Source organism: Chryseobacterium sp. BGA-UO-ETr-SB22, assembly GCF_059567885.1.
In genome coordinates this window covers 445,738-466,652 of the sequence record NZ_JCAQOV010000004.1, presented here as the reverse complement: position 1 = coordinate 466,652, position 20,915 = coordinate 445,738, and the positions used below count along the sequence as shown (strand labels likewise).

Annotated in this window: 20 protein-coding genes; 13 read left to right on the top strand and 7 right to left on the bottom strand. The window is 37.2% G+C overall.

Annotated features, from left to right (window positions below; all coding sequences use genetic code 11):
- Positions 1-112 precede the first annotated feature (112 nt).
- Entirely contained in the window at positions 113-589 is a 477-nt protein-coding gene (locus tag AC57AW_RS05830) for a DUF1905 domain-containing protein (RefSeq protein ID WP_496351150.1), read from the bottom strand.
- Positions 590-666: 77 nt separating this feature from the next.
- Positions 667-2,874: a S46 family peptidase gene (locus tag AC57AW_RS05825; protein WP_496351149.1), complete on the bottom strand. Its 2,208-nt coding sequence runs from the start codon at positions 2,872-2,874 to the stop codon at positions 667-669.
- 86 nt (positions 2,875-2,960) lie between these two features.
- Here AC57AW_RS05825 and AC57AW_RS05820 point away from each other — a divergent pair, with 86 nt between their 5' ends.
- A complete protein-coding gene (locus AC57AW_RS05820; RefSeq protein WP_496351148.1) occupies positions 2,961-3,395 on the top strand; it encodes an META domain-containing protein in 435 nt (144 codons plus the stop codon).
- 108 nt (positions 3,396-3,503) lie between these two features.
- Here the strand turns inward: AC57AW_RS05820 and AC57AW_RS05815 are convergent, their stop codons facing one another.
- The 4 genes from AC57AW_RS05815 to AC57AW_RS05800 all read right to left on the bottom strand — a co-directional run bounded on the left by AC57AW_RS05815 (position 3,504) and on the right by AC57AW_RS05800 (position 7,793).
- A complete protein-coding gene (locus AC57AW_RS05815) occupies positions 3,504-3,917 on the bottom strand; it encodes a hypothetical protein (RefSeq protein WP_496351147.1) in 414 nt (137 codons plus the stop codon).
- A 6-nt stretch (positions 3,918-3,923) separates the two neighbouring features.
- Entirely contained in the window at positions 3,924-6,446 is a 2,523-nt protein-coding gene (locus AC57AW_RS05810) for a beta strand repeat-containing protein (RefSeq protein WP_496351146.1), read from the bottom strand.
- A gap of 6 nt (positions 6,447-6,452) precedes the next feature.
- Positions 6,453-6,926, bottom strand: a complete 474-nt coding sequence (locus AC57AW_RS05805; protein WP_047376109.1) for a T9SS type A sorting domain-containing protein — start codon at positions 6,924-6,926, stop codon at positions 6,453-6,455.
- Between the two features lie 159 nt (positions 6,927-7,085).
- Positions 7,086-7,793 (bottom strand): LytR/AlgR family response regulator transcription factor, encoded by a 708-nt coding sequence (locus tag AC57AW_RS05800; RefSeq protein ID WP_318847522.1) that lies wholly within the window; start codon positions 7,791-7,793, stop codon positions 7,086-7,088.
- Positions 7,794-7,985: 192 nt separating this feature from the next.
- Here AC57AW_RS05800 and hflX point away from each other — a divergent pair, with 192 nt between their 5' ends.
- From hflX to AC57AW_RS05755, 9 genes are all read left to right on the top strand, one after another.
- The gene (gene hflX / locus AC57AW_RS05795) at positions 7,986-9,212 is read left to right on the top strand and encodes a GTPase HflX (protein ID WP_318847521.1); all 1,227 of its coding nucleotides are present in this window, start codon (positions 7,986-7,988) and stop codon (positions 9,210-9,212) included.
- Positions 9,212-9,847: a DUF4919 domain-containing protein gene (locus AC57AW_RS05790; RefSeq protein WP_496351145.1), complete on the top strand. Its 636-nt coding sequence runs from the start codon at positions 9,212-9,214 to the stop codon at positions 9,845-9,847. The genes hflX and AC57AW_RS05790 overlap by 1 nt, the downstream gene beginning before the upstream one ends.
- A gap of 21 nt (positions 9,848-9,868) precedes the next feature.
- The gene (locus AC57AW_RS05785) at positions 9,869-11,155 is read left to right on the top strand and encodes a cation:proton antiporter (RefSeq protein WP_496351144.1); all 1,287 of its coding nucleotides are present in this window, start codon (positions 9,869-9,871) and stop codon (positions 11,153-11,155) included.
- Positions 11,156-11,180: 25 nt separating this feature from the next.
- Positions 11,181-11,897, top strand: a complete 717-nt coding sequence (locus tag AC57AW_RS05780) for a DNA alkylation repair protein (RefSeq protein WP_496351143.1) — start codon at positions 11,181-11,183, stop codon at positions 11,895-11,897.
- A gap of 132 nt (positions 11,898-12,029) precedes the next feature.
- Positions 12,030-12,698 (top strand): hypothetical protein, encoded by a 669-nt coding sequence (locus AC57AW_RS05775; protein ID WP_496351142.1) that lies wholly within the window; start codon positions 12,030-12,032, stop codon positions 12,696-12,698.
- A 17-nt stretch (positions 12,699-12,715) separates the two neighbouring features.
- Positions 12,716-14,731: a hypothetical protein gene (locus AC57AW_RS05770; RefSeq protein ID WP_496351141.1), complete on the top strand. Its 2,016-nt coding sequence runs from the start codon at positions 12,716-12,718 to the stop codon at positions 14,729-14,731.
- The gene (locus tag AC57AW_RS05765) at positions 14,732-15,970 is read left to right on the top strand and encodes a hypothetical protein (protein WP_496351140.1); all 1,239 of its coding nucleotides are present in this window, start codon (positions 14,732-14,734) and stop codon (positions 15,968-15,970) included.
- 28 nt (positions 15,971-15,998) lie between these two features.
- Positions 15,999-16,337, top strand: a complete 339-nt coding sequence (locus AC57AW_RS05760) for a DUF6122 family protein (protein ID WP_318847514.1) — start codon at positions 15,999-16,001, stop codon at positions 16,335-16,337.
- Between the two features lie 66 nt (positions 16,338-16,403).
- Positions 16,404-17,474 (top strand): calcium:cation antiporter, encoded by a 1,071-nt coding sequence (locus tag AC57AW_RS05755; protein WP_318847513.1) that lies wholly within the window; start codon positions 16,404-16,406, stop codon positions 17,472-17,474.
- A gap of 62 nt (positions 17,475-17,536) precedes the next feature.
- On the opposite strand, the gene AC57AW_RS05750 is transcribed toward AC57AW_RS05755, so the two are convergent.
- On the bottom strand, positions 17,537-17,917 hold the full coding sequence (locus AC57AW_RS05750; protein ID WP_496351139.1) for a group III truncated hemoglobin: 381 nt from the start codon (positions 17,915-17,917) through the stop codon (positions 17,537-17,539).
- A gap of 200 nt (positions 17,918-18,117) precedes the next feature.
- Here AC57AW_RS05750 and AC57AW_RS05745 point away from each other — a divergent pair, with 200 nt between their 5' ends.
- From AC57AW_RS05745 to AC57AW_RS05735, 3 genes are all read left to right on the top strand, one after another.
- Entirely contained in the window at positions 18,118-19,104 is a 987-nt protein-coding gene (locus AC57AW_RS05745; RefSeq protein WP_496351138.1) for a hypothetical protein, read from the top strand.
- A 239-nt stretch (positions 19,105-19,343) separates the two neighbouring features.
- Positions 19,344-20,315: an ion channel gene (locus AC57AW_RS05740; RefSeq protein WP_496351137.1), complete on the top strand. Its 972-nt coding sequence runs from the start codon at positions 19,344-19,346 to the stop codon at positions 20,313-20,315.
- Positions 20,316-20,804, top strand: a complete 489-nt coding sequence (locus tag AC57AW_RS05735; protein ID WP_496351136.1) for a YkgJ family cysteine cluster protein — start codon at positions 20,316-20,318, stop codon at positions 20,802-20,804.
- Positions 20,805-20,915 lie beyond the last annotated feature (111 nt).

Sequence of the window (20,915 nt, the reverse complement as noted above, 5' to 3'; positions counted from 1 at the left end):
GTCGGTGACTTTTGGAAAGCCTGACAAAAAAATATTTTATTAATTCACTTTCTTTTCAATGCATGATATAATAAGCTGCATATCCTTAAGTGTAAAATGTAAGACAGCTAGCTTATATTCCCTTTTTCCCATCCAAAATCATCTGAATCATTTTTATCTTTCTGTTTTCTCTTGTTTCAGGTTTCTTGGCCTCTTCTATCCAACGGATATATTCTTTTTTGTGAGTGTAACTCATTTTGTCAAATAAATCTTTCGCTTCCGGATTTTCATTAAAAACAACGGTGATGTCATCCGCAATAGCAACCACTCTTTCCTCTTTGTCTTCAGTAAGAGAAACGGAGATCTCATCACCAAAGGTTTTACCAAGCTGTTTTCTGACCTCTTGAGTAAGGCCTAAAATATGACAGTCAGATTTCATTTTGACAAGGCTTCCGCGGTATTTCACATTGCCATCAAATAGAGCGTTAATTTTTACCTGTCCTTTTTTATTAAACAGCTCTTCTGTAGAAAAAGGAAATTCTACAAACGCAGCATTCATCTCTCCGTTTTGCTGAATGATAGCAGAAAATTTGATTGTTTGAGGATCCATAATGAAAGATTTTAATAGTCAAAAATAAAAAAACCGTGAAAGTAAATTTCACGGTTTGAAAAATAAATCAATTAAGATTATTTTTTATTGATTTTCTTAGGTGTTGTTGTAGTACCTGAGTTTTTAGTTTTTGTATCAGCTGGAGTGTTTTCTCCTCTTACAAGCTTCAATTCGTCAACAATTCTTCTTGCACCAGCAAACTTATCAATTGTCCAAAGAACGAAACGAACGTCTACGTTGATTGTTTTCTGCCATTCCTGCTCGAATACAATATCACCGCTTAATGCCTCACTGTTACCATCGAAAGCAATACCGATAAGGTTTCCGTCTCCATCAATTACTGGAGAACCAGAGTTACCTCCTGTAATATCATTGTTAGAAAGGAAGTTTACAGGCATATAACCCGCTGCATCAGCATACTGTCCGAAATCTTTAAGGTTGTAAAGATCAATCACTCTTTGAGGAAGATCAAACTCTTCATCACCTTTCTTGTATTTTCCAACAAGACCGGTCATGTCTGTATAATAGTTATCAGTAACACCGAAATAGTTTCTGTCATTTCTGATAGGTAATTTATCTACAGTACCATAAGTTAATCTCATGGTAGAGTTAGCATCCGGATAGAATTTTTTCTCAGGCATAGCCTTCATAAGACCTGCTAAAAACAAACGGTTATTTTTCGCAAAATTATCATCTATTTTTACAAATCTCTCAGTGCTTATTTTTTGATCAGCAACGATACCGTTAGCTGCTTTCCAAAGCGGATCAGCATCAAGTTTTAATGCATCTGGATTTAACAAGAAGTTCGTTGCAGAAGTCTTGTTAGCAAAGATTGAAGAATACGCTAAATTAGAAACTGTTTTAGCATCTAATCCTAAAATAGTAGCAGAAGCAACATCAGGATTTTTAACTCTTGCCTGGTAAAGACTTGTCATAGCTGCAAGCATTTCACCTTCTAAAGATGGATTGAAGTTTTCATAAGCAGCTTTGATCGCCGCTTCAGTTTTAGCTTTCATTGTAAGTCTTCCCTGCATATCCTGAGCAGCATAAGCTTTCAGTACAGAACCTACCTGCATAGCAAGGGTAATGTATTTTGCATTTCTTGAAAATTGTGAAGCATAGTTTCTTTCAACGTTTCTATCAGAAACTTGCTTGTAATATATCCCAATGTCTTCTAAAACACCGTTGTATACATCGTTTCCTGGCATTGCAGCCCATTTGTTGTAAGTTTCCTCAATCTTTTGTTTGTCAGAAATGGTTCCGTTTTTCTCTACGGCATCAATAGTACCTTGTCTGTTTTTCCAGTAGTTAGCTACAGAAGCATATTGAGAAGCATAGTTAAGCTGAGTTGCTTTATCCTTGTCCATATACTTTTTCATTACATCCATGGCAAGTTTAGAAGCCTCAACCCAAGCCGGGTAATCTTTAGTTACCATTTGCTGAATTCCGTAAGAAGTCAGGTAACGGTTTGTTCTTCCAGGGTAACCTAAGATCATTGAGAAATCACCAGGCTTGATTCCTTTAAGAGAAACCGGAAGGAAATGCTTAGGCTTCAAAGGAGTGTTGCTAGGAGAATATTCAGCAGGGTTTCCTGCAGCATCAGCATATACTCTGAAAACCGTGAAATCCGCTGTATGTCTTGGCCATTCCCAGTTATCCGTATCTCCTCCGAATTTTCCTAATGATGAAGGTGGAGCACCTACCAATCTGATGTCTTTATAATCCTGATATACGAAATAGTAGAATTCATTTCCGTTGAAGAAATCTCTTACTACTACAGTATATTTCCCGTTCTCAGAGTTTTCTGTCTGGATAGCTTTTGTTTCAGCATCAATAACAGCTTTTCTTTCTGCTCCGGTCATATTGTTGTTTAGTTTAGAAGTGATTCTCTGCGTAGCATCGTCCATTCTCACTAAAAATCTTACATAAAGATCTTTTGCATTGAATTCGTCTTTCTGTTTCATTGCCCAGAAACCGTTCTTCAAATAATCTTTTTCTGGTGTAGAAGCCGCAGCAACAGCACCATAACCACAGTGGTGATTCGTAAAAATAAGTCCTTTATCAGAAACAATTTCACCTGTACAGAAACCACCGAAACTTACGATAGCATCTTTTAAGCTTGAATTGTTTACAGAATAAATTTCTTCAGGCGTAAGGTGTAGACCCTCTTTTTGCATATCAACACCGTTAAGTCTTTTGATGAGCATTAGCAGCCACATCCCCTCATCCGCCCTCATCTGAGCAAAGCCCAGTAAGAAAGTGAATAGTAGAAATAGTCTTTTCATTTTATAAAATAATTTTTGTGTCGCTAATTTACTAATTTTTACGAGATTCTGTCCCGGATTGGTATGAAAATGGGATGATAGTCCGAATGAAAAAGATACTCTTATCAATTTTTGCAGTTTTACTTTTAGGACTTGTTTTGAATTGTTCCGCAGTGCCGGATAAAAATCCTTCCCTTCAAAGGCAGTGGATGCTGGTTTCCTTCGATGGTTTTTCAAAAGAGCAGCTCATTGCGAATAAAGCAGAAATTAATCTGACAGCCAGTATCGTTGACGGTAAAATTCAGGGGAATGCCTATATGGGATGCAACCAAATATCTTTTGTTTCTGAATTTAAAAAAGGAGGAAAAGTGAAAATTTCAAATGGAATAAGTACTATGAAAGCATGTCAGGATATGAATCTTGAAACCTCTTTTCAGAAGAAGTTTGAAACGATGACAAAATATTCGGTAGAAGGGCATTTCCTTACCTTAAATGATGGTAATGGAAATTCAATGAAATTTGTAGCAGCTGATTGGGATTAATTATGCATTCATACAATATAAATAAAAGTCCGCTTTGCAGCGGACTTCTTGGTTTGAAAAATCTAGTTTGGTTATCAGCTTTTTGAGGTTATTAGCCTTTGAGAGTCATTAGTTTTTTGGAATTGTTTTTTTTATTTCTTCCAGGGTTGCTGTATTAGGCAGCCCGGTAACTGTCATTTTTGTGTTCCTAGAATTTATAGTATTATGATATGCCTGTCTGTTGGGGATTGTTTTTTTTATTTCTTCAAGACTTGCTGTATTGGGAAGTAATTTTCCTGAATTGTCAGCTGCCTTTGGTTTGGATTCTTGTTTTTTAACAGTAAGACTATGATCAGAAGGTAATCCGGTATTTACAGTTTTCTTTTCGTCTCTTTCCTTTGCTTCCTGCATTAGGATCGCCTGTTGTTCTTTGGCCTGTTTTACAACCAGTGCCTGATCTTCCATCGGAACAGCCTGCTTATTTTCTTGAGCATAAATAATAGTGCTTAAAAATAATAACGGGATAATATATGCTATTTTCATGACGGTTTATTTTATGTTGACTAATACTTGAATTTTTCCGATCTCTTTTTGGTCATAATCCTGAAGTGCTTTTCCGATTACTTGTCCTATTCTTACCTTTTTGATATCCGCTTTCATGGCAACGCCTGCTTTGGATGAAGTTACCAAAAGGTCTCCTCGTTTTATTTTTCCGTTCTCAAGACATACTTTGGTAGGAATTACCCCAATGACACCCATGGGTGCTTTATCGGAAATATCAGTATCAATATGTTCTTCCGTAAGTAGTACACCCGGTTTGGTAGCGTATACACCTGCAACAAGACTGGAATAAGGTGTTGAAGATTTTTCAACAGTTCTGTCTGCGGTGGTTGAGATGACCAGAATATCACCCGGTTCATACTGAGAAATACTTCCGTCTACATCAAAGACTTCTGCAACGTCAGCACCGCTGTTTTGAGTTCCTCCGTTAAAAAATCCACGTCCAGCTGAATTGATTCTTGCCACATTCACCGTGCCCGGATTTCCGGATTTAAATAGAGCGATAGAACCGGTGCTGTGAGTTTCTACTGTAAGGGGCGGGTTGGTATTAGAAGTATTGAAATTAACAAATCTTGCAGCCCGGCCATTCCCGAAATTAGGAACCCAGGCAAAAATGGCATTTCCTGTTCCATCTGCCGTTGTTTCCACTCCGTCTCCGGTATTCGAGGCATTGGCGGTGATCCCATTTCCATTTCCATCTGCAATAGCGACTAATGCTGGTCCATTTCCGGCAGGATTAGAAGCGTGGAACAGACCTGCATACCCTCCGGTTCCTGAAGATATCGCATAGATTCCTGCAGTACCGAAATTAGCAAACTGTGAATTTACTTCAGCTTTTATGGCTGGGGAAGTTCCTGTAGTTCGGTCTACTTTAAAATTCCCTGCAATACCGTTTCCAATAGTGGTTGATGTTATAACATCACTAGTATTATTATCATTGAATATTTCAAATCTTGCGGCACGTCCGGTAGCAAAAGAAGGAACCCATGCATAAAGCGCATTTCCGGCTCCATCAATGTTGGTTTCCACTCCGTTACCATCTTTTCCTGCATTGGCAGTAATGGCGTTACCGTTACCATCTGTCAGGGCAATCAATGAAGCTCCGTTTCCGGCAGGATTGGAAGCGTAGAATAATCCTGCACGTCCTCCTGTTCCTGAAGAAATTCCAAAAATACCTGCTGCACCAAAGTTTCCGAAAATAGTGTTTACTTCCCCTCTTACTGCTGCACCGACACTATTGGTGTTGTCAACTAGAAAAGAGGCTGCATTTCCCTGTGTGTTGTCCGGAATATTTCCGTTTCCATTCGTTTCTACCTCAAAAGTATTTCCTGTAGTATTTGTCTGGTTAAAATTTTCAAATCGTCCGGCACGGCCTGTACTGTTATTTAAACCTACTTGTCCATAAACACCTATACCGGTTCCGGATGTGTTGGTAGCAACAAATCCTCTTACTCCATATCCTCCCCCGTCATTACGGCCTACTACAGCTCCGGCAATATCACTGGTTGTTCTACCAACGATGGCTTCACCAGCTCCGGTATTATCACCAACAATACCTGCAGAAGACTGAGAAGAGGTGGAGCCATGTACCCCAAATCCTGCTGCAGTAGAACTTCTTACTCCGGCTCCGTTTCCTGAGGTCGTAACATTTACAACCGTACCATTTCCTACACTGGATGCATTAAGAGCAACATTATTATTCGCGTTATTGAGGATTGCAATACTTGCAGGGATTCCATTATTACTGGTAGCATTAAGACCTGTTCCTGTATTACTGTTTGCATATACTCCATAACCATTTCCTGTGGCATTTCCGTAGACTCCTAAGCCGCTAGGTGTTGTGCCGTAAACTCCCCATCCGCTTCCGGCCTGGCTTCCGTATACACCTACTCCCAGTCCGCCGGTTCCGTTATTAATCCCGCGAACTGCTGAAGAAAATCCTCCGGGAGCTGTATTGGTGACGATTCCTCTTACTGCTGCAATATTGGACGTAGTCGTGCTGTTATTGCCTTCTAAAGATGTTCCATCCCCATCATTGGTTAATGAAAATAAAGTAGAAGCATTATTGACAGTCGTGGTATAAGGAATTGTAAAGCTTCCGCCACCTCCGCCTGCAGATTTGGCATACATAGCATAAGGAACACTTAGCAGCTGGCTGGTTCCTACTATAGTATAGCTGGTTCCTCCGGCAGGGTCAGTTTCTGTTTTTAAGTAATAGCTCCCTGCAGGCCAGTCGATGGTGGCAAATGTTCCTGTAAGTACAGTTCCTGTTCCTATTTCAAGGCTGATAAGTCCGTTGGCATTGGTATTTCCGGTGAGTCTTTCTGAATAGACTGCGGCGCCGGCAGGAGATCCCTGCAATACGCTGACTCTTACGGCTATAGCTTGATTGACTAAGAGTTGTCCGGAACCGTTTCTCATGACAGCCTGGTAGCTCATTTTTTCCGGAGCCTGAGAAAGTCCCATAAAGAAACCGGTCAGGATCCAAAACAATAATAATATTTTTTTCATGGCATTTTATTTTTTGATGATTTTAAATGTTTTAATATTTTCTCCATTTTGAGTAATCCTGATGATATACATCGCAGATGGAAGTGAGGAGAAATTAAGCTCAGATTTTGATTGTGAAATCTTATCTTTTTTTACCAGCTTACCTTGGGCATCGAATAACTGATACTCTGATCCTTTAAAATTATTTGAGGTGAAATCCAGATACAAATAATCTCTGAAAGGATTAGGGTAAAGCAAAATGCCTGTGAGTTCAGAAGAAGTTTCAAGGGAAGTAAGAGTGATAATTTCGTAAGGCTGTTGAACGCCTTCGAGAACCTGTCCTGTTCCTTTTTCAAGGTAGGTCGTCTGGCCTACACTGTAAGAAACAAAACCATTAGCTGCTGAAGCATCCAGTCCGGTTGCCAAAACTGCAGATTGTGCGTGCAGTATGGGGACAGAAAAGACAGACAGAATAATACAATAAATAGATATTCTTTCCATGGATAACAGTTTTTGGTGATTAATAGATGTGTTTTTTAAGGGAATTTTGGGAAGACTAAATTACCACCTATCTCAATTGAATGGTGGGAAAATAGACCAACGGCAGAAATAATCGACCAATGGCGTTTTGTGAATTATTATTGGGGTTTATTTAACCTTTTAAGGATTGAAAAAAGAAAGATTATCCTTATAGGTTCGTCCGATGGGGAGCTTGATGTGATGAGCCAGTTCTATTTCGTGGCAGTTTTTTCCACGGATGAGGTGGCGCGGTACTGCATAGCTTCTGTGTATTCTAACAAAAGAATCAAAAAAGTTTTTTTGCAGGAGATTGCCCAGAGAATTTAAAATACAGTGATTTTTTTCAAGAGTAATGATCCTTGTATAGTCTTTCAGGGCTTCCAGATACAGGATGTCTTTCATTTTGATTTGAAAAATGTTTCCACCTTCTTTTATTTTAATGCAGTTTTCTCCTACCATGGCATCATAGCATTTGCACTTCTCTTTTACTTCAAAAAAATCGAAAAGTCTTTCCATAGAATAATGAAAACGTTCTGCAGTAAGTGGCTTGGTAATAAAATCTAAAGTGTTTGTTTCAAAAACTCCGGCAGCCAGTTCCGGATGTGAGCTTACAAAAATACAGGCCGGGATTTTATGGGCCAGCTTCCGGAATTCGAGTCCGCACATTCCCCGTAAATTAGTTTCAGTGATCAGAAGGTCTGTGGGGAGATCAAGATAGGGAATCGCCTTTTCTGCAGAATCAAAAGAGGCAACAATCTCAATGTTTTGGTATTGTTTGATATAATGCTGAAGAACCAGTCTGTCCAGTTCATCATCATCAATAATCATACATCTAATATGGGTAATCATGATATTCCGGAGATTAGTTTTAGTTTAAATATTTAATAATCAGAAATTTATTACATAAAGTTATTGATTTTTTGTAAAACTTTCATCAGTAAACTTAAATTTATATTAAAATATGTTATTAAATAAAAATTGATTTTGTTTTTTTTCTGAAAAATATTAACTTGTAAAAATCATAAACATAGATAGAACTTAATGTTAGAAAAGAAAGAACATAACTATGAGAAAGCGGTCTTGGTGGGTGTTATTACCCAGAACCAGGACGAAGAAAAACTGACAGAGTATTTAGATGAACTTGAGTTTTTAGCTTTCACAGCCGGAGCAACCGTACAAAAGCGTTTTACCCAAAAACTGACTCAGCCGGATTCCAAAACCTTTATCGGAAGTGGAAAAGCAATTGAGATAAAAGAATATGTAAAAGAAAACGAGATAGGAACTGTAATTTTCGATGACGAGCTTTCTCCTTCCCAGCTTAAAAACCTGGAAAGAGATATGGAGGTTAAGATTTTGGACCGTACCAATCTTATTCTTGATATTTTTGCCCAGAGAGCTCAGACTTCTTATGCGAGAACTCAGGTAGAACTGGCACAATATCAATATCTTTTACCGCGATTGACGAGAATGTGGACCCACCTTGAACGTCAGAAAGGGGGAATTGGAATGAGAGGTCCTGGGGAAACGGAAATTGAAACTGACCGTCGTATTATCCGTGACAGAATTACATTACTGAAAGAAAAATTGAAGACCATTGATAAGCAGATGGCAACCCAGCGTAATAACCGTGGGAAAGTAGTTCGTGCCGCTTTGGTAGGATACACCAATGTTGGAAAATCTACTTTGATGAATTCTATTTCAAAATCTGAGGTTTTTGCAGAAAATAAACTATTTGCCACTCTGGATACCACAGTAAGAAAAGTGGTGATCGGAAACTTACCGTTCCTGCTTACAGATACGGTAGGATTTATCAGAAAATTGCCTACTCAGCTGGTAGAATCATTCAAATCTACTTTGGATGAGGTTCGTGAAGCTGATCTTTTGATTCATGTAGTGGATATTTCGCACGAGAGTTTTGAAGATCACATAGAATCTGTAAATCATATTTTGATGGAAATCAATGCCCATCAGAAACCGATGATTATGATTTTTAATAAGATTGACGATTTCAGTTATGAGAAAAAGGATGAAGACGATCTTACCCCTTCAACCCGTAAAAATATTTCTCTGGAAGAGTGGACGAAAACATGGATGGGAAAATCAAAGTATCCAACTGTTTTCATTTCTGCTTTAACGAAGGAAAACTTCCCGGAAATGAAGAAAATGATTTACGATGAGGTGATGAAGATTCATATTTCCAGATTCCCATACAATGATTTCCTTTTCGAATATTTCGATAACGACGAGGAAGAAGAAAGCAACAATTAATGAAATATCACTTTTTCCTTTTATTCATCATGTTTTCGGTTTTTGGTTTCAGCCAGAAATCAAAACTTGATTTAAAAGCTGTTGAGAAAAGTCTCAAAAATTCTGATTCTCCCTACAATTATGAGAAGCTTATTTTTAAATTTAAGGGATATCCAAAGTCTTTGGACAGTATAGAGTCACAATATCTTTACTATGGAAGAAATTTCAGGAAAGATAAAGTAAGCACGTCAGATGATAGCTTTAAAAGCCTTGCTGAAGCCTTTAAGCAGAACAATTTTGCAGACTGTATCAAGCAGGGGAAAGCTTTGTATGATAAAGATCCTACGAACCTGGATGTTTTGCTGATCCTTCTCAGAGCCTATGATTCTGTGAAGGATGGCAGCAATTTTATACATCACCTGAATCAGTTTCGTTCGCTTACGGAAGGAATAAAAGTCTCAGGAGACGGAAAATCTGAAAAAACAGCCTATATCGTCAATTCTGTAGGAGATGAATACATTCTTCTGAACATTCTGAATATAGGTAAGGATTATACGAGAAGCTCAAAACCCGCTAAAGACGGTATGTTTGATGTTTGGGAAAAAGAAGGGCAGCAGCTCTATATTAAAATACTCTATTTAGAACTCACCAATTAATCATAAAATAAGAAACACTTAGTGGAATTATATTATTCATTTTCAGCATTAATCGTATTAGCATCAATATTTGCATATCTCAATTACAGGTTTTTAAAACTTCCAAGTACCATCGGAATTATGGTGATCGCCATTGTGGTATCTATTTTTCTGGTAATGTTTGGAGAAACAGTACTTCCGAGAACTTTCGGACATCTTCATAATCTGATGGACAGTATCGACTTTACAGAGGTTTTGATGGGGGCTATGCTTAATTTTCTTCTTTTTGCAGGAGGAATTCATATTAATATTAATGACCTGAAAGAACAGTTCAGACCTGTAGTGATATTTTCCACGGTGGGAGTTGTGATCTCTACCTTTGTGGTAGGTTTTGGAATGTTTTATTTACTGCCTTATGTAGGTGTTAAACTTCCTTTCATCTACTGTCTTGTCTTTGGAGCATTAATTTCGCCTACCGATCCGGTGGCGGTTCTGAGTGTTCTGAAACAGGCTAAGGTGTCCAAATCACTGGAAACAAAAGTAGCCGGAGAATCTCTTTTCAATGATGGTATGGCGGTTGTGGTCTTTACAGTAATTTTGCAGCTTGCCGTTGGAAAAGAAGTGGATCTGGGAGTTGAAACCATCGGATTACTTTTGCTTAAAGAAGCGGGAGGAGGCCTTCTATTGGGAGTTCTGCTAGGATGGGTTACTTCGAGATTGATGCGTGAAGTGGATGATTATATTATCTCGGTATTAGTAACACTTTCTGTAGTGATGGGCGGTTATCTTATTGCAAGACAAATGCATATTTCCGGGCCGCTGACTATGGTCGCAGCAGGATTGTTTATGGGAAACTTCAACAGAAGCTTTAAAATGAAATCTGTCACTCAGGATTATCTGATCAAATTCTGGGAACTGATTGATGAAATTCTGAATGCCGTATTATTCCTGTTCATTGGTTTTGAACTTTTGATGATCAAAGACCTTAAGCACTTCATGATTCCTGGATTACTGGCAATCATTGTGGTTCTGCTGGCAAGATTTATTTCAATCTGGGGACCTACGAAATTTACTTCTTTGAGAAAAAGTTTCAGTCCGCAGACGGTAAAAGTTCTGGTTTGGGGAGGAATCCGTGGTGGAGTTTCCATTGCATTGGCGATGTCTATTCCTAAAAGTGAATACAGTGAGATTATTTTAAGTATTACCTACTGTGTTGTCGTATTCTCAATCATTGTTCAGGGGCTTACCATTGCCAAAGTGGCCAACCCTAATAAGATTGCAAAAGAAGAGGAAGAACAGGAGAGTATTGCCCTGGAAGAGAAAGCGTAAATTATAAATAGAAGTCATTTCGGATATGAGTATTGTTAAAGAAATACAGGAATCACTGGCTGTTTTATCCATCCCTGAAAAGGCAGAATTCTTTCCAAGGTTTTTCAAAACGGGAAAAGGAGAATATGGGGAAGGGGATTTGTTTCTGGGCGTAAAAGTCCCGGATCAGCGGTCTGTTGCCAAAGAATATTATCCGAAAATAAATTTAGAAGAACTCAGTACATTACTCTCTTCCAAATACCACGAACATAGACTGACAGCGCTTTTTATGCTGATTTCAAAGTTTGAAAAAACAAAAGATAAAGCTGTAAAAGAAGAAGTGATTGCATTTTATCTTCATCATCTTCCTCATGTCAACAATTGGGATCTGGTAGATTCAAGCTGTTATAAAATTCTGGGCAGGTATGCTTTTGAAAATCAGAAAGAAAACCTTCTCAGAGAGCTTTCGGAATCTGAAGAAATGTGGCATAAGAGAATAGCCGTTGTGGGGACAATGCATTATATAAAAAAGGGGTCATTTGATCTTACTAAGGAATTCGTTACCCGAAATCTGAAGCATCCTCACGATCTGATGCATAAAGCAAACGGATGGCTGTTACGCGAAATGGGGAATAAGAATGAAAGCGAATTGATCAGCTATCTGAATTTATATTACAAAGAAATGCCCAGAACCTGCCTTCGGTATGCTATTGAAAAGCTGGACGAAGATCTTCGTCAGGATTATCTGAAAGGACGTATTTAAAAAATAGTATACGGAATCGTACCGTATTTTCCCCTAAAAAAGTACCGGGAAACAGCTATTTATGGCCAAAAAATCAAAGATTGTAAGGATGTAAGGTCAGAATTGAGTAATTTTGTGCTTTTAAACCCAATCATGAAAAATTTTCTCAGATTATTTCTTTTATGTGTCCCTTTGCTGTTCCTGACAAGCTGTTTCGACATTCTTGATAAAGTGAATGTAAAGGCTGACGGTACAGGAGAGTATACGATTATTTTGAATGGCAGCAAAAGCAAGACAAGGCTGGCTTCAATCTCCAAAATGGAAACTATCAATGGTAAAAAAGTTCCCAAAAAGGCTGATATTGAAAACAAAATCAATGAAGCAGCAAAAATTTTCAAAGGAACTCCCGGAATCAGCAATGTGAAAACATCCATGGATTTTGATAATTATATCATCAAACTGAGCTGTAATTTCAAAAAAATTGAAAACATCAATGCCGGACTGGAAAAACTTAAAGCTCAGAACATATTGGGTAAAATGATTCCTACCCAAATTTACAGTCAGAATCTTACAAAAAAGACATTGACAAGAAATAAAGTCAATACATTCAAAACAGATTATGACAAGATGAGCAAGGCAGATAAGGAAGTTTTTAATGATGCCAGATATACTTCCATCATGCAGTTCGAGAGTACGGTGAAATCACAAACAAACAATACTTATGTGCTTTCTCCCAATAAAAAAGCACTCAAACTGGAGGCTGATATTCTGGATTTGATTCTTCAGAAAAAACAAATACAAAACACAATCCTTTTCCAATAAATTTCTAAACTATAGTCATGAAATCTATCTTATTAAAAACACAAAAAATTATTTTTGTACTCTTTGGTTTTACACTGGTTTTTGCCCAGAATAGTATGAAAATCCCTACGGATGCCGTATTTTATATGGAAGTCAACGGGAAACAGCTTAATAACAAAATCAACTGGAATAAACTGAATCCTTTGCTGCATGAGCTGAGTAAAAAGAGTAAAGAAGCCCTTTCGTGGACAGATTATTCAAAAACCGGAATCAAGTACGACGCCGTTCAATACCATTATGCAAGCTTTAATGACTCTATTAAGGCTTACAATACTCATTTTATCATTGATAATAAGGAGAAATTTCAGGAATTCATTAATTCTGTCAAGAAAAAAGGACAGGAAGTTTCTAATAAAAAGAACTATTCTTACGTAGATATTGATGATGATATTTTTGTTGCCTGGAACGGAAGCCGCGCAGTTCTTAGGATGATAAGCTATACCAAACCTTATAAGGATCTATGGACTACAGAAGCTGTTGCAGACAGTACAGCGGTTGCGGTTGACAGCGTTGCAGTAGATGCCGGAGATAGCGCTTATACTGATGAGCCGGAAAAGCCTTTTAATTATAAAGAGGAAATCAAAAGCCTTAAAGATGATATTAAGTATCTGAAAGAAAGCATTAAAGATAATAATAACGAGATCGCAAGAATTCAGAAAGATATCAAGTATCTGCAGAAACACCACCAGTATCCTGCAGAGAAAGAAAGTGCCGAAAACTCTGAAAACGGGGAAGAAATGCCTGAAGCAGCGTATGACGAGGAAGAAGAGACATCTTACAAGAAAGAACAGGATTCTATCCGCAGAGAAAACTTTAAGATCGTTAAAAAGAATGCTGAAGATCATTTTGACCAATACTTCAGTTCAAACCTTGAAATTGAAGTTCCTAAAGAAATGCTGTCATTCAGAGATTCTAATTCTGATGTTTTTGTCTACACTGACTACGGGAGAATTGTGAATGAAGGAATCTATGGCAAGATGACGAAATTCTATAGTTATGGACAGTTCTTTAAGAATATGTACAACTCCAACTACTCTTACAATCTGTATTTTGATAAAGATAAAGTAAGACTTGTTAATAATTATCAACATAAAAACGCTGATATTCAAAAGAATATCTCAGCTATTTATAAAGGAAAGAAAAATAAAAAGCTGCTGGAACTGATCAATGAAAAAAGCGTTGGATACTATGCAATGAACGTGAATGGTGCCAAATGCTTTGATATGATGTACAGCCTGCTTCAGGATTCCGGAGAAAATGAGTACAAAAAAGAAATGGAACTCATTATGGAAACCATGAAAATTGTCCTGGATGAAGAAGCCATTACCAGAATAGCACCAGGAAACGGAATTTTTGTTTTGAATGAATTAAAATCTAAAAAAGTAGAATACACCGATTACGAATACGATGCTGATTTCAACGAAAAAGAAGTAAAGAAAACCAAAGATATTGCTGTTCCTAACTTTACTTTTGCATTTGCAACAGAAAATGAGGGTTACTGGAACCGTATTTTTGATTTATTGACTACCAATAAAAAACTGGCTAAGAGATTCTCTAAAAAAGGGAACCTTTACACCTTTAAAGATGAAAAGGATGGAGGATATATTGATCAGCTGTTCTTTACAGTAAAGGATGGGGTTGTATATCTGATGAGCTCTGCTGACAATATCTTATCCGTAAACCAGTCTGATATTTCCAGAAAATGGGCAAAAGATTCTGCAAAATATCCTTTATCAGGAAGATTGGATATCCAAAAGCTTTTAACAGGTTTAGATAAAGAATTCAAGAGCCCTAAAGAGAGAAAAGCCCTGGATGCGATCAGAAAAAATGTAGGGGAATTATATTATAAAACAGAGGTGAAAGGAGAAAGCATTCAGACTGAAATGAATTATAATATTAAAGATTCTTCAGAAAATAGTTTAATGTATTTCTTTGATGTATTCGATCAGGTTTTTAAAACAAAAGAAACAGAAGAGAAGCCACAAATTTTATAGATGAATAAAAAGAAGATTATTGTCCCGTTATTTTTATTGCTCGCAGTTGCAGTATATTTTGTGGTTTTTCATAAAAATAAGAACCTCAGATATATTCCTGAAAACGCAGATGCGGTAGTTTTAATTGATATTAAAAAAATAACGGGACAGTATCTCTTCAGCCTGGCAACACATCCTTCACATTGGTCAGGAAACAAGTCTAAAGGCAAAAGTGCAGGCTCACTGAAAGATTCAGGAATCAGAATTCCGGATTTCCTGCAGATTTTCCATATTAAAGACACAAAGCTTTCCGAATGGTACAGTGTTTTAGAGCTTAAAGATTCTCAAAAGTTCATTGCTTTTTTAAAAAAACAGAACTTTGTAGATAAAGGAAACAACCGTTTTCAGAAGGATCAGATGTTTATCATGATCAATGGAGATCATTGTATTGCTGGAACCTCAGATCTGGCTTTTGAAAACATTCAAAAAAAACTTCTTCAGACTTCTGAAACTCCTGTTTGGGATGCCGATAAGCTGATTCATAATACATCAGGGAGTATTTCTTTCATTTCAGGACAGAAAATTCAAAATTTTTCTATTGAGTTAAATGATGATGAAATTGAAATAAAAAACAATTCAACTCCGGAAATTCTTAGTTCTATTGCTTCTAAACTCCAGACGGGAAATCACTTCCTGGAAATGGAACTGGACAAAGAAAATATCAGAAAATTTTCCCATCTTTTCAATAAAAGTATAGCAGATTCCTCACAGGCTGTTTACTTGAAAGCAACCGCGGATATTGAACAGGTCAATGACACGATTATCAGTTATGAATATGATGATAATTTCAATGAAGTTGAAAAAAAGGCCTTTCAAAAAATAACGCAGCCTAATTATATTATTGATATTCAAAGTAATGATTCAAAAAAAACCTTGGAGTATTTCCAGTCTAAAAAATGGGTCAACAGTGAAAATCAATTTACAGCAATTCCTTTCCAACCCAATACAATCAGTCAGAATAACAGTGGAGTGGTAATACACTCAACCAGAAAGCCAATATCACTTTCACCACGTTCAAAAGAAAACTACATCTTTATCAGAAACAGTGCTCTGCTGTATTCTTCTCTGAAAACGCTGGGAAATGCTGAAAAAAGAATCATTTCAAACATAGATTATGTGTTGTATGGAAATAAATCACAGGATTATTGGGTAAAAATAAAAGCAAAAAACGGAGAATTACCCTTAATTTTACGGTGGTAACTTTAGAAACCGAATAAATTATTCATTAATGGCTCCATCTGACATCGCATTGCTCAAAACCTTTACTCATTATTTTTTGCATCTCGTTTTTCCGGTCTTTATTGCATTGATTTTTTATCGTAAAAACTGGAAGAAGGCTTATTTTATTCTTCTTGCTACGATGCTGGTAGATCTGGACCATCTTTTTGCTAATCCTATTTTTGATCCGTCAAGAGGAAGTATAGGTTTTCACTTCTTACATTCTTATTATGCCATTGCGGTGTATTTTTTGATGCTGTTCTTTAAAGGAAATATCAGAATTATAGGAATTGGACTTCTGTTTCATATGTTGACAGATTATCAGGACTTTAACTTCTGGCCTCATTAAAATATCATTAATATTTTCTTTTGATATTGAAATTTTCATAGATTTTTTGTATTTTGTAGTCACTTTATGAGACCTAAAGAATTTTTACATTATACCTATATTTTTCCTCTTCTTGCAGTAGGGTACTACTTTTCTGGACTGATGGGAGCGGGAGTGCTTTATGATATTCTTGCGGGAATTTTATTGATTGGAAGTGTTTTATCAGCAGTACACCATGCAGAAGTAGTGGCTCATAAAGTAGGGGAGCCTTTCGGAACCATTATTCTTGCTCTTTGTATCACCATTATTGAAGTCGCGCTTATCATCTCACTGATGGTGGCCGGCGGAGATCAGGCGATCACGCTGGCCAGAGATACGGTTTTTGCCGCTGTAATGCTTATTCTTAACGGAATTCTGGGAATATGTATTCTTGTAGGTGGTGTTAAATATCATGAGCAGTTCTTTGCAAGAACTTCAGCAACTACTTATCTGGTGAGTATTGTTTCAATCCTTGTACTTACCCTTGTTCTTCCCAATTTTACTTCAAGTGTCAACGGACCTTTCTATAACGAAGCTCAGCTTATCTTTATATCCATTGCCTGTCTTGTCATTTACGGGATTTTCCTGATGGTACAGACCGTTCGTCATAGAAGCTACTTTATCGTTCCAGATGAACATCCGGATGAACATTATATCCCCTCATTGGCAAAAACGCTTATCAGCTTTGGTTTTCTGGTGGTTTGCCTTGTTATTGTAGTGCTTATGGCAAAAGGATTATCTGATACAATAGAAGGTATGGTACAAAGTCTGGGAGCTCCAAAATCTTTGGTAGGGGTCATTATTGCAGCCGTTGTTCTTCTTCCTGAAGGAGTAGCCGCAATCCGGGCTGCAAGAGCCAATCAGATACAGTCCAGCTTAAATCTGGCATTAGGTTCTGCACTGGCAAGTATCGGATTAACGATTCCTGCAGTGTCAGCAGTGTGTATCATGTATGATATTCCACTGGTACTTGGTTTGGATAAAAAAGATATTATTCTGCTTTCTTTATCTGTATTTATCGTAATGCTTTCATTAAGCCGTGGTAAAACAAATGTTCTTTATGGGACCGTTTTATTAGTCAACCTGGCAGCATACATCTTTACGGTAATCGTTCCTTAAATAAGAAGGAAGCCTGATTAAAATAGATACTCAGCATCTCGCGTCCAGTATCCCGTAACTTACTAAAGTCTTCTCGCCAATTCCATCTTGAAAGCCATTAGTTTTGCTATATTTTCGGATTTGTAGATGGCCATATCTGCGTTTTCTCCTACGAAGTTTTCTTCAATGGTGGTACGCCAAAGCTCAAGCCATCGGTCAAAATGTTTCTGTTCCATGGCCTGTATTTCATTAATGGGGAAATGAACGCCCATTGGATTTCCTTTATAAGACATCTGCCCGAAAAGAATAGATTCCCAGAAAGAATACATTTTAGGAAGATGTTTATCCCAATCTACTTTAGCGACATCATTAAAGAAGAATCCTATGGTTTCATCCTTAATGACCTTTGTATAAAATGCGTTAACGAGGTGTTCAATATCTTCTCTTGATTCAAGCTTTTTCATAGCTCAAAGTTAGTATAAATCATGTAAACAATTCCAGTCGGTCAATTGATAAATTTCATATAAACAGCATTTTAGAGAAAAGCACAAGATAAGAAGAAAAAAATTAGGAAAAATTAAAATTTGATTAATTCGCAAAAAAATGGCTTTAAAGAACCTGAGTTTTGGTAAATTCAACTATTAAACACTAAAAAATTATTAAAATGATTAAAAAAATCAATTCTTTTTGGTTTCTCTTATTGATGCTTTCGGTATCATGTTCAAGAGATGAAGTGAATGTAATGAATGATGATTCAGAAAAGGTAAATTCTTCTGAAGTAAAGAAAGTACAGCTGACAGAAGCTGAGATGCTGCAGAAAGGCTGGAAAATTGTAGATGAGTTTAAACTGTCAGATAATAATCTGGGTGTAAACAGATCGGCTAATGAAGAGCGCGAAATCCCTTTCAAGGCTAACCATTTGAAAGATATGGGATATGATATCAGCTTTTCTGGTGAAAAAACGAGGTTAAAAAATGTTTTTGCCTACGCTGGCCAGGTTCCGGATGGAATTATATTTAATCCTGATCTTTCTGTAGATGGAGATACCCGGAATACAGCTCCCAATCCGAATGTTTCTATTGTTTTAGGCACCCCTCAGGTAACAATAAAAACTGACGGAGTAGATTTACCGGATAATGCTTATACTACGGAGGCTATTAATAACGGAGACCGTGAAAGCGAAATTACAGTGTCTTATTCTTACAAAAAAGGATATTCAACTTCGTGGAAACGTACGGTCTCAGGGTCATTTGAGGTAGCGGCTTCCGTATCTGTTGATATTCCGCTGGTTGCAAAAGCTTCAGCAAGCACAAAAGTTGTGGTGGGAGGAGATACAACGGAAGGTACAGAGAATTCTGAAGAAATTACAGAAACCAGTACCTACAAGACTATTGTTCCGGCGCACTCTAAAAAGACCATTTCTATCCTTACGAAATTAAAAGGATCTTCTGTAGAATACTTTGTCCCTATGAAGCTGAATGGAAGATTGCAGGCCAACTTTCCTTCTCCGGTCAATGGTCATTATTACTGGGCTTTTCCTATCGAAAATTTCCCTGATTTTCTTTCTACTATACATGGAGAATCCGGGACAGTGAAATCGGTCAGCAATGTAAGTGTTACGGTGATGGAATCTCCTGCACAAACTATATAAAACCATTTTAGTAAATATTGTACAAACAGCAGAGGTTCAAAATCTTCTGCTGTTTTTGTAGGTGTTATTTTAAGTAAAAACATCATAAAAGGGTATGGAAAAAAATCTGTTATCCGAATGATTACTAAAAAACATAACTTTGCTTTTTTAAATAATATAAAACAGAGGAAAAGAGTTGATCATTATCAGCGTATTTGCAAAGGAAAATCATAATATAACACAGTCAAAATGATTAAAAAATGACAGGAGGATTCAGAAAAAAGATCCGTCAGAAAAACGCGGAGAACAGTGGATTCGGAACGAATGCCTCCGGAAGATTTATCAACAAAGACGGCCTTCCGAATGTTCAAAGAAGAGGGGTGAATGTTTTTAACAGGTTAAGCTGGTACCATACCATGCTGAATCTTTCCTCGTTTCGCTTTATTTCTTATCTGGTCATAGCTTATATTCTGATCAATCTTGTTTTTGCAATGATCTATTATCTGATTGGTGTAGAGCATCTTACCGGAATAGATAAAAGTGATCCGTTGAATGAATTTATTGACGTTTTTTTCTTTAGCTCTCAAACATTTACAACCGTAGGATATGGAAGAATAGCACCTGTGGGGTTTTTGGCAAGTCTTGTAGCTACTTTTGAGGCTTTTCTGGGATTGCTTACCTTTGCCATTGCAACGGGACTTTTTTACGGAAGATTTTCAAGGCCGAGAGCATATTTGCGATTTTCTGATATAGCAGTTATTGCCCCTTTTCAGGAATCCTCAGCATTAATGTTCAGGCTGGCTCCGTATAAGAATAATGCATTGACGGATGCAGACGTAATTGTATCTGTCGCCATTGAAGTGATAGAAAATGGGGTTGCAAAAAGTAATTTTTACAGGCTTAATATTCAGATGAGTAAGATTAATACGCTGGCTCTTAACTGGACTGTAGTGCATAAAATAGATGAAAACTCTCCGTTTTATGGCTTTTCAGAAGAGGATTTTAAAAATACTGATCTCGAGCTTATTGTGCAGGTACGTGCATTTGATGAAGTATTTTCCAATACAGTGGTCCAGCGGTCATCCTATACCACCAGAGAAATTGTATACGGGGCTAAATTTGTTCCGATGTATTATCCTAACAAAGAAAATCTCTCGACAGTTCTGGACCTGGATAAAATAAATGAATATAAGAAAGAAGATCTTCCGGATTCAACGGGAAATAATGAATAAATGGATTTAGATTTTTATAAAAAACAAGCAATACAAAAGCAGAAGGAACACAAGAAATTTCTGGACGGATTAAAGAAAAAACCGCCCAAAAACCTTGATTATGTGGTACAGGAAACCCACGATGAAGTTTTTGATGAAATAGACTGTTTACAATGTGCCAATTGCTGCAAAACAACCGGTCCTTTGTATACAGAAAAGGATATTGAGCGTATTGCCAAGCATCTCCGTATGAAGTCTGCAGATTTTGAAGCCAAGTTCTTAAGAGTAGATGAAGACAATGATAAAGTACTGCAGAATCTTCCCTGCTATTTCCTGAATAGTGATAATACCTGTTCTATCTATGAAGTAAGGCCCAAAGCCTGCCGGGAATATCCTCATACAGACCGGAAAAAGATCTACCAGATTAATGATCTGATGCTGAAAAATACAGTGATCTGTCCGGCCGCCTTTGAATTTGTAGAAAAAATGATGAAGAACATAGCGAAGTAGGTTTCACGGATAGAGCTTGGGAGAAGGAAGTTGTTATACCAAAGAAATGATGGTTCAACTGTGATAAACTTCAAGCTTCAAGCTTCGTTCCTCCAGCCAAATTCGTTAGAA

Coding starts and splice junctions, on each gene's coding strand:
- AC57AW_RS05775 (WP_496351142.1), top strand. CDS start 12,030: ATGAAAAATTTTCTCAGATTATTTCTTTTATGTGTCCCTTTGCTGTTC.
- AC57AW_RS05825 (WP_496351149.1), bottom strand. CDS start 2,874: ATGAAAAGACTATTTCTACTATTCACTTTCTTACTGGGCTTTGCTCAG.
- AC57AW_RS05750 (WP_496351139.1), bottom strand. CDS start 17,917: ATGAAAAAGCTTGAATCAAGAGAAGATATTGAACACCTCGTTAACGCA.
- AC57AW_RS05740 (WP_496351137.1), top strand. CDS start 19,344: ATGACAGGAGGATTCAGAAAAAAGATCCGTCAGAAAAACGCGGAGAAC.
- AC57AW_RS05780 (WP_496351143.1), top strand. CDS start 11,181: ATGAGTATTGTTAAAGAAATACAGGAATCACTGGCTGTTTTATCCATC.
- AC57AW_RS05760 (WP_318847514.1), top strand. CDS start 15,999: ATGGCTCCATCTGACATCGCATTGCTCAAAACCTTTACTCATTATTTT.
- AC57AW_RS05735 (WP_496351136.1), top strand. CDS start 20,316: ATGGATTTAGATTTTTATAAAAAACAAGCAATACAAAAGCAGAAGGAA.
- AC57AW_RS05820 (WP_496351148.1), top strand. CDS start 2,961: ATGAAAAAGATACTCTTATCAATTTTTGCAGTTTTACTTTTAGGACTT.
- AC57AW_RS05815 (WP_496351147.1), bottom strand. CDS start 3,917: ATGAAAATAGCATATATTATCCCGTTATTATTTTTAAGCACTATTATT.
- AC57AW_RS05765 (WP_496351140.1), top strand. CDS start 14,732: ATGAATAAAAAGAAGATTATTGTCCCGTTATTTTTATTGCTCGCAGTT.
- AC57AW_RS05770 (WP_496351141.1), top strand. CDS start 12,716: ATGAAATCTATCTTATTAAAAACACAAAAAATTATTTTTGTACTCTTT.
- AC57AW_RS05830 (WP_496351150.1), bottom strand. CDS start 589: ATGGATCCTCAAACAATCAAATTTTCTGCTATCATTCAGCAAAACGGA.
- AC57AW_RS05745 (WP_496351138.1), top strand. CDS start 18,118: ATGATTAAAAAAATCAATTCTTTTTGGTTTCTCTTATTGATGCTTTCG.
- hflX (WP_318847521.1), top strand. CDS start 7,986: ATGTTAGAAAAGAAAGAACATAACTATGAGAAAGCGGTCTTGGTGGGT.
- AC57AW_RS05805 (WP_047376109.1), bottom strand. CDS start 6,926: ATGGAAAGAATATCTATTTATTGTATTATTCTGTCTGTCTTTTCTGTC.
- AC57AW_RS05800 (WP_318847522.1), bottom strand. CDS start 7,793: ATGATTACCCATATTAGATGTATGATTATTGATGATGATGAACTGGAC.
- AC57AW_RS05810 (WP_496351146.1), bottom strand. CDS start 6,446: ATGAAAAAAATATTATTATTGTTTTGGATCCTGACCGGTTTCTTTATG.
- AC57AW_RS05790 (WP_496351145.1), top strand. CDS start 9,212: ATGAAATATCACTTTTTCCTTTTATTCATCATGTTTTCGGTTTTTGGT.
- AC57AW_RS05755 (WP_318847513.1), top strand. CDS start 16,404: ATGAGACCTAAAGAATTTTTACATTATACCTATATTTTTCCTCTTCTT.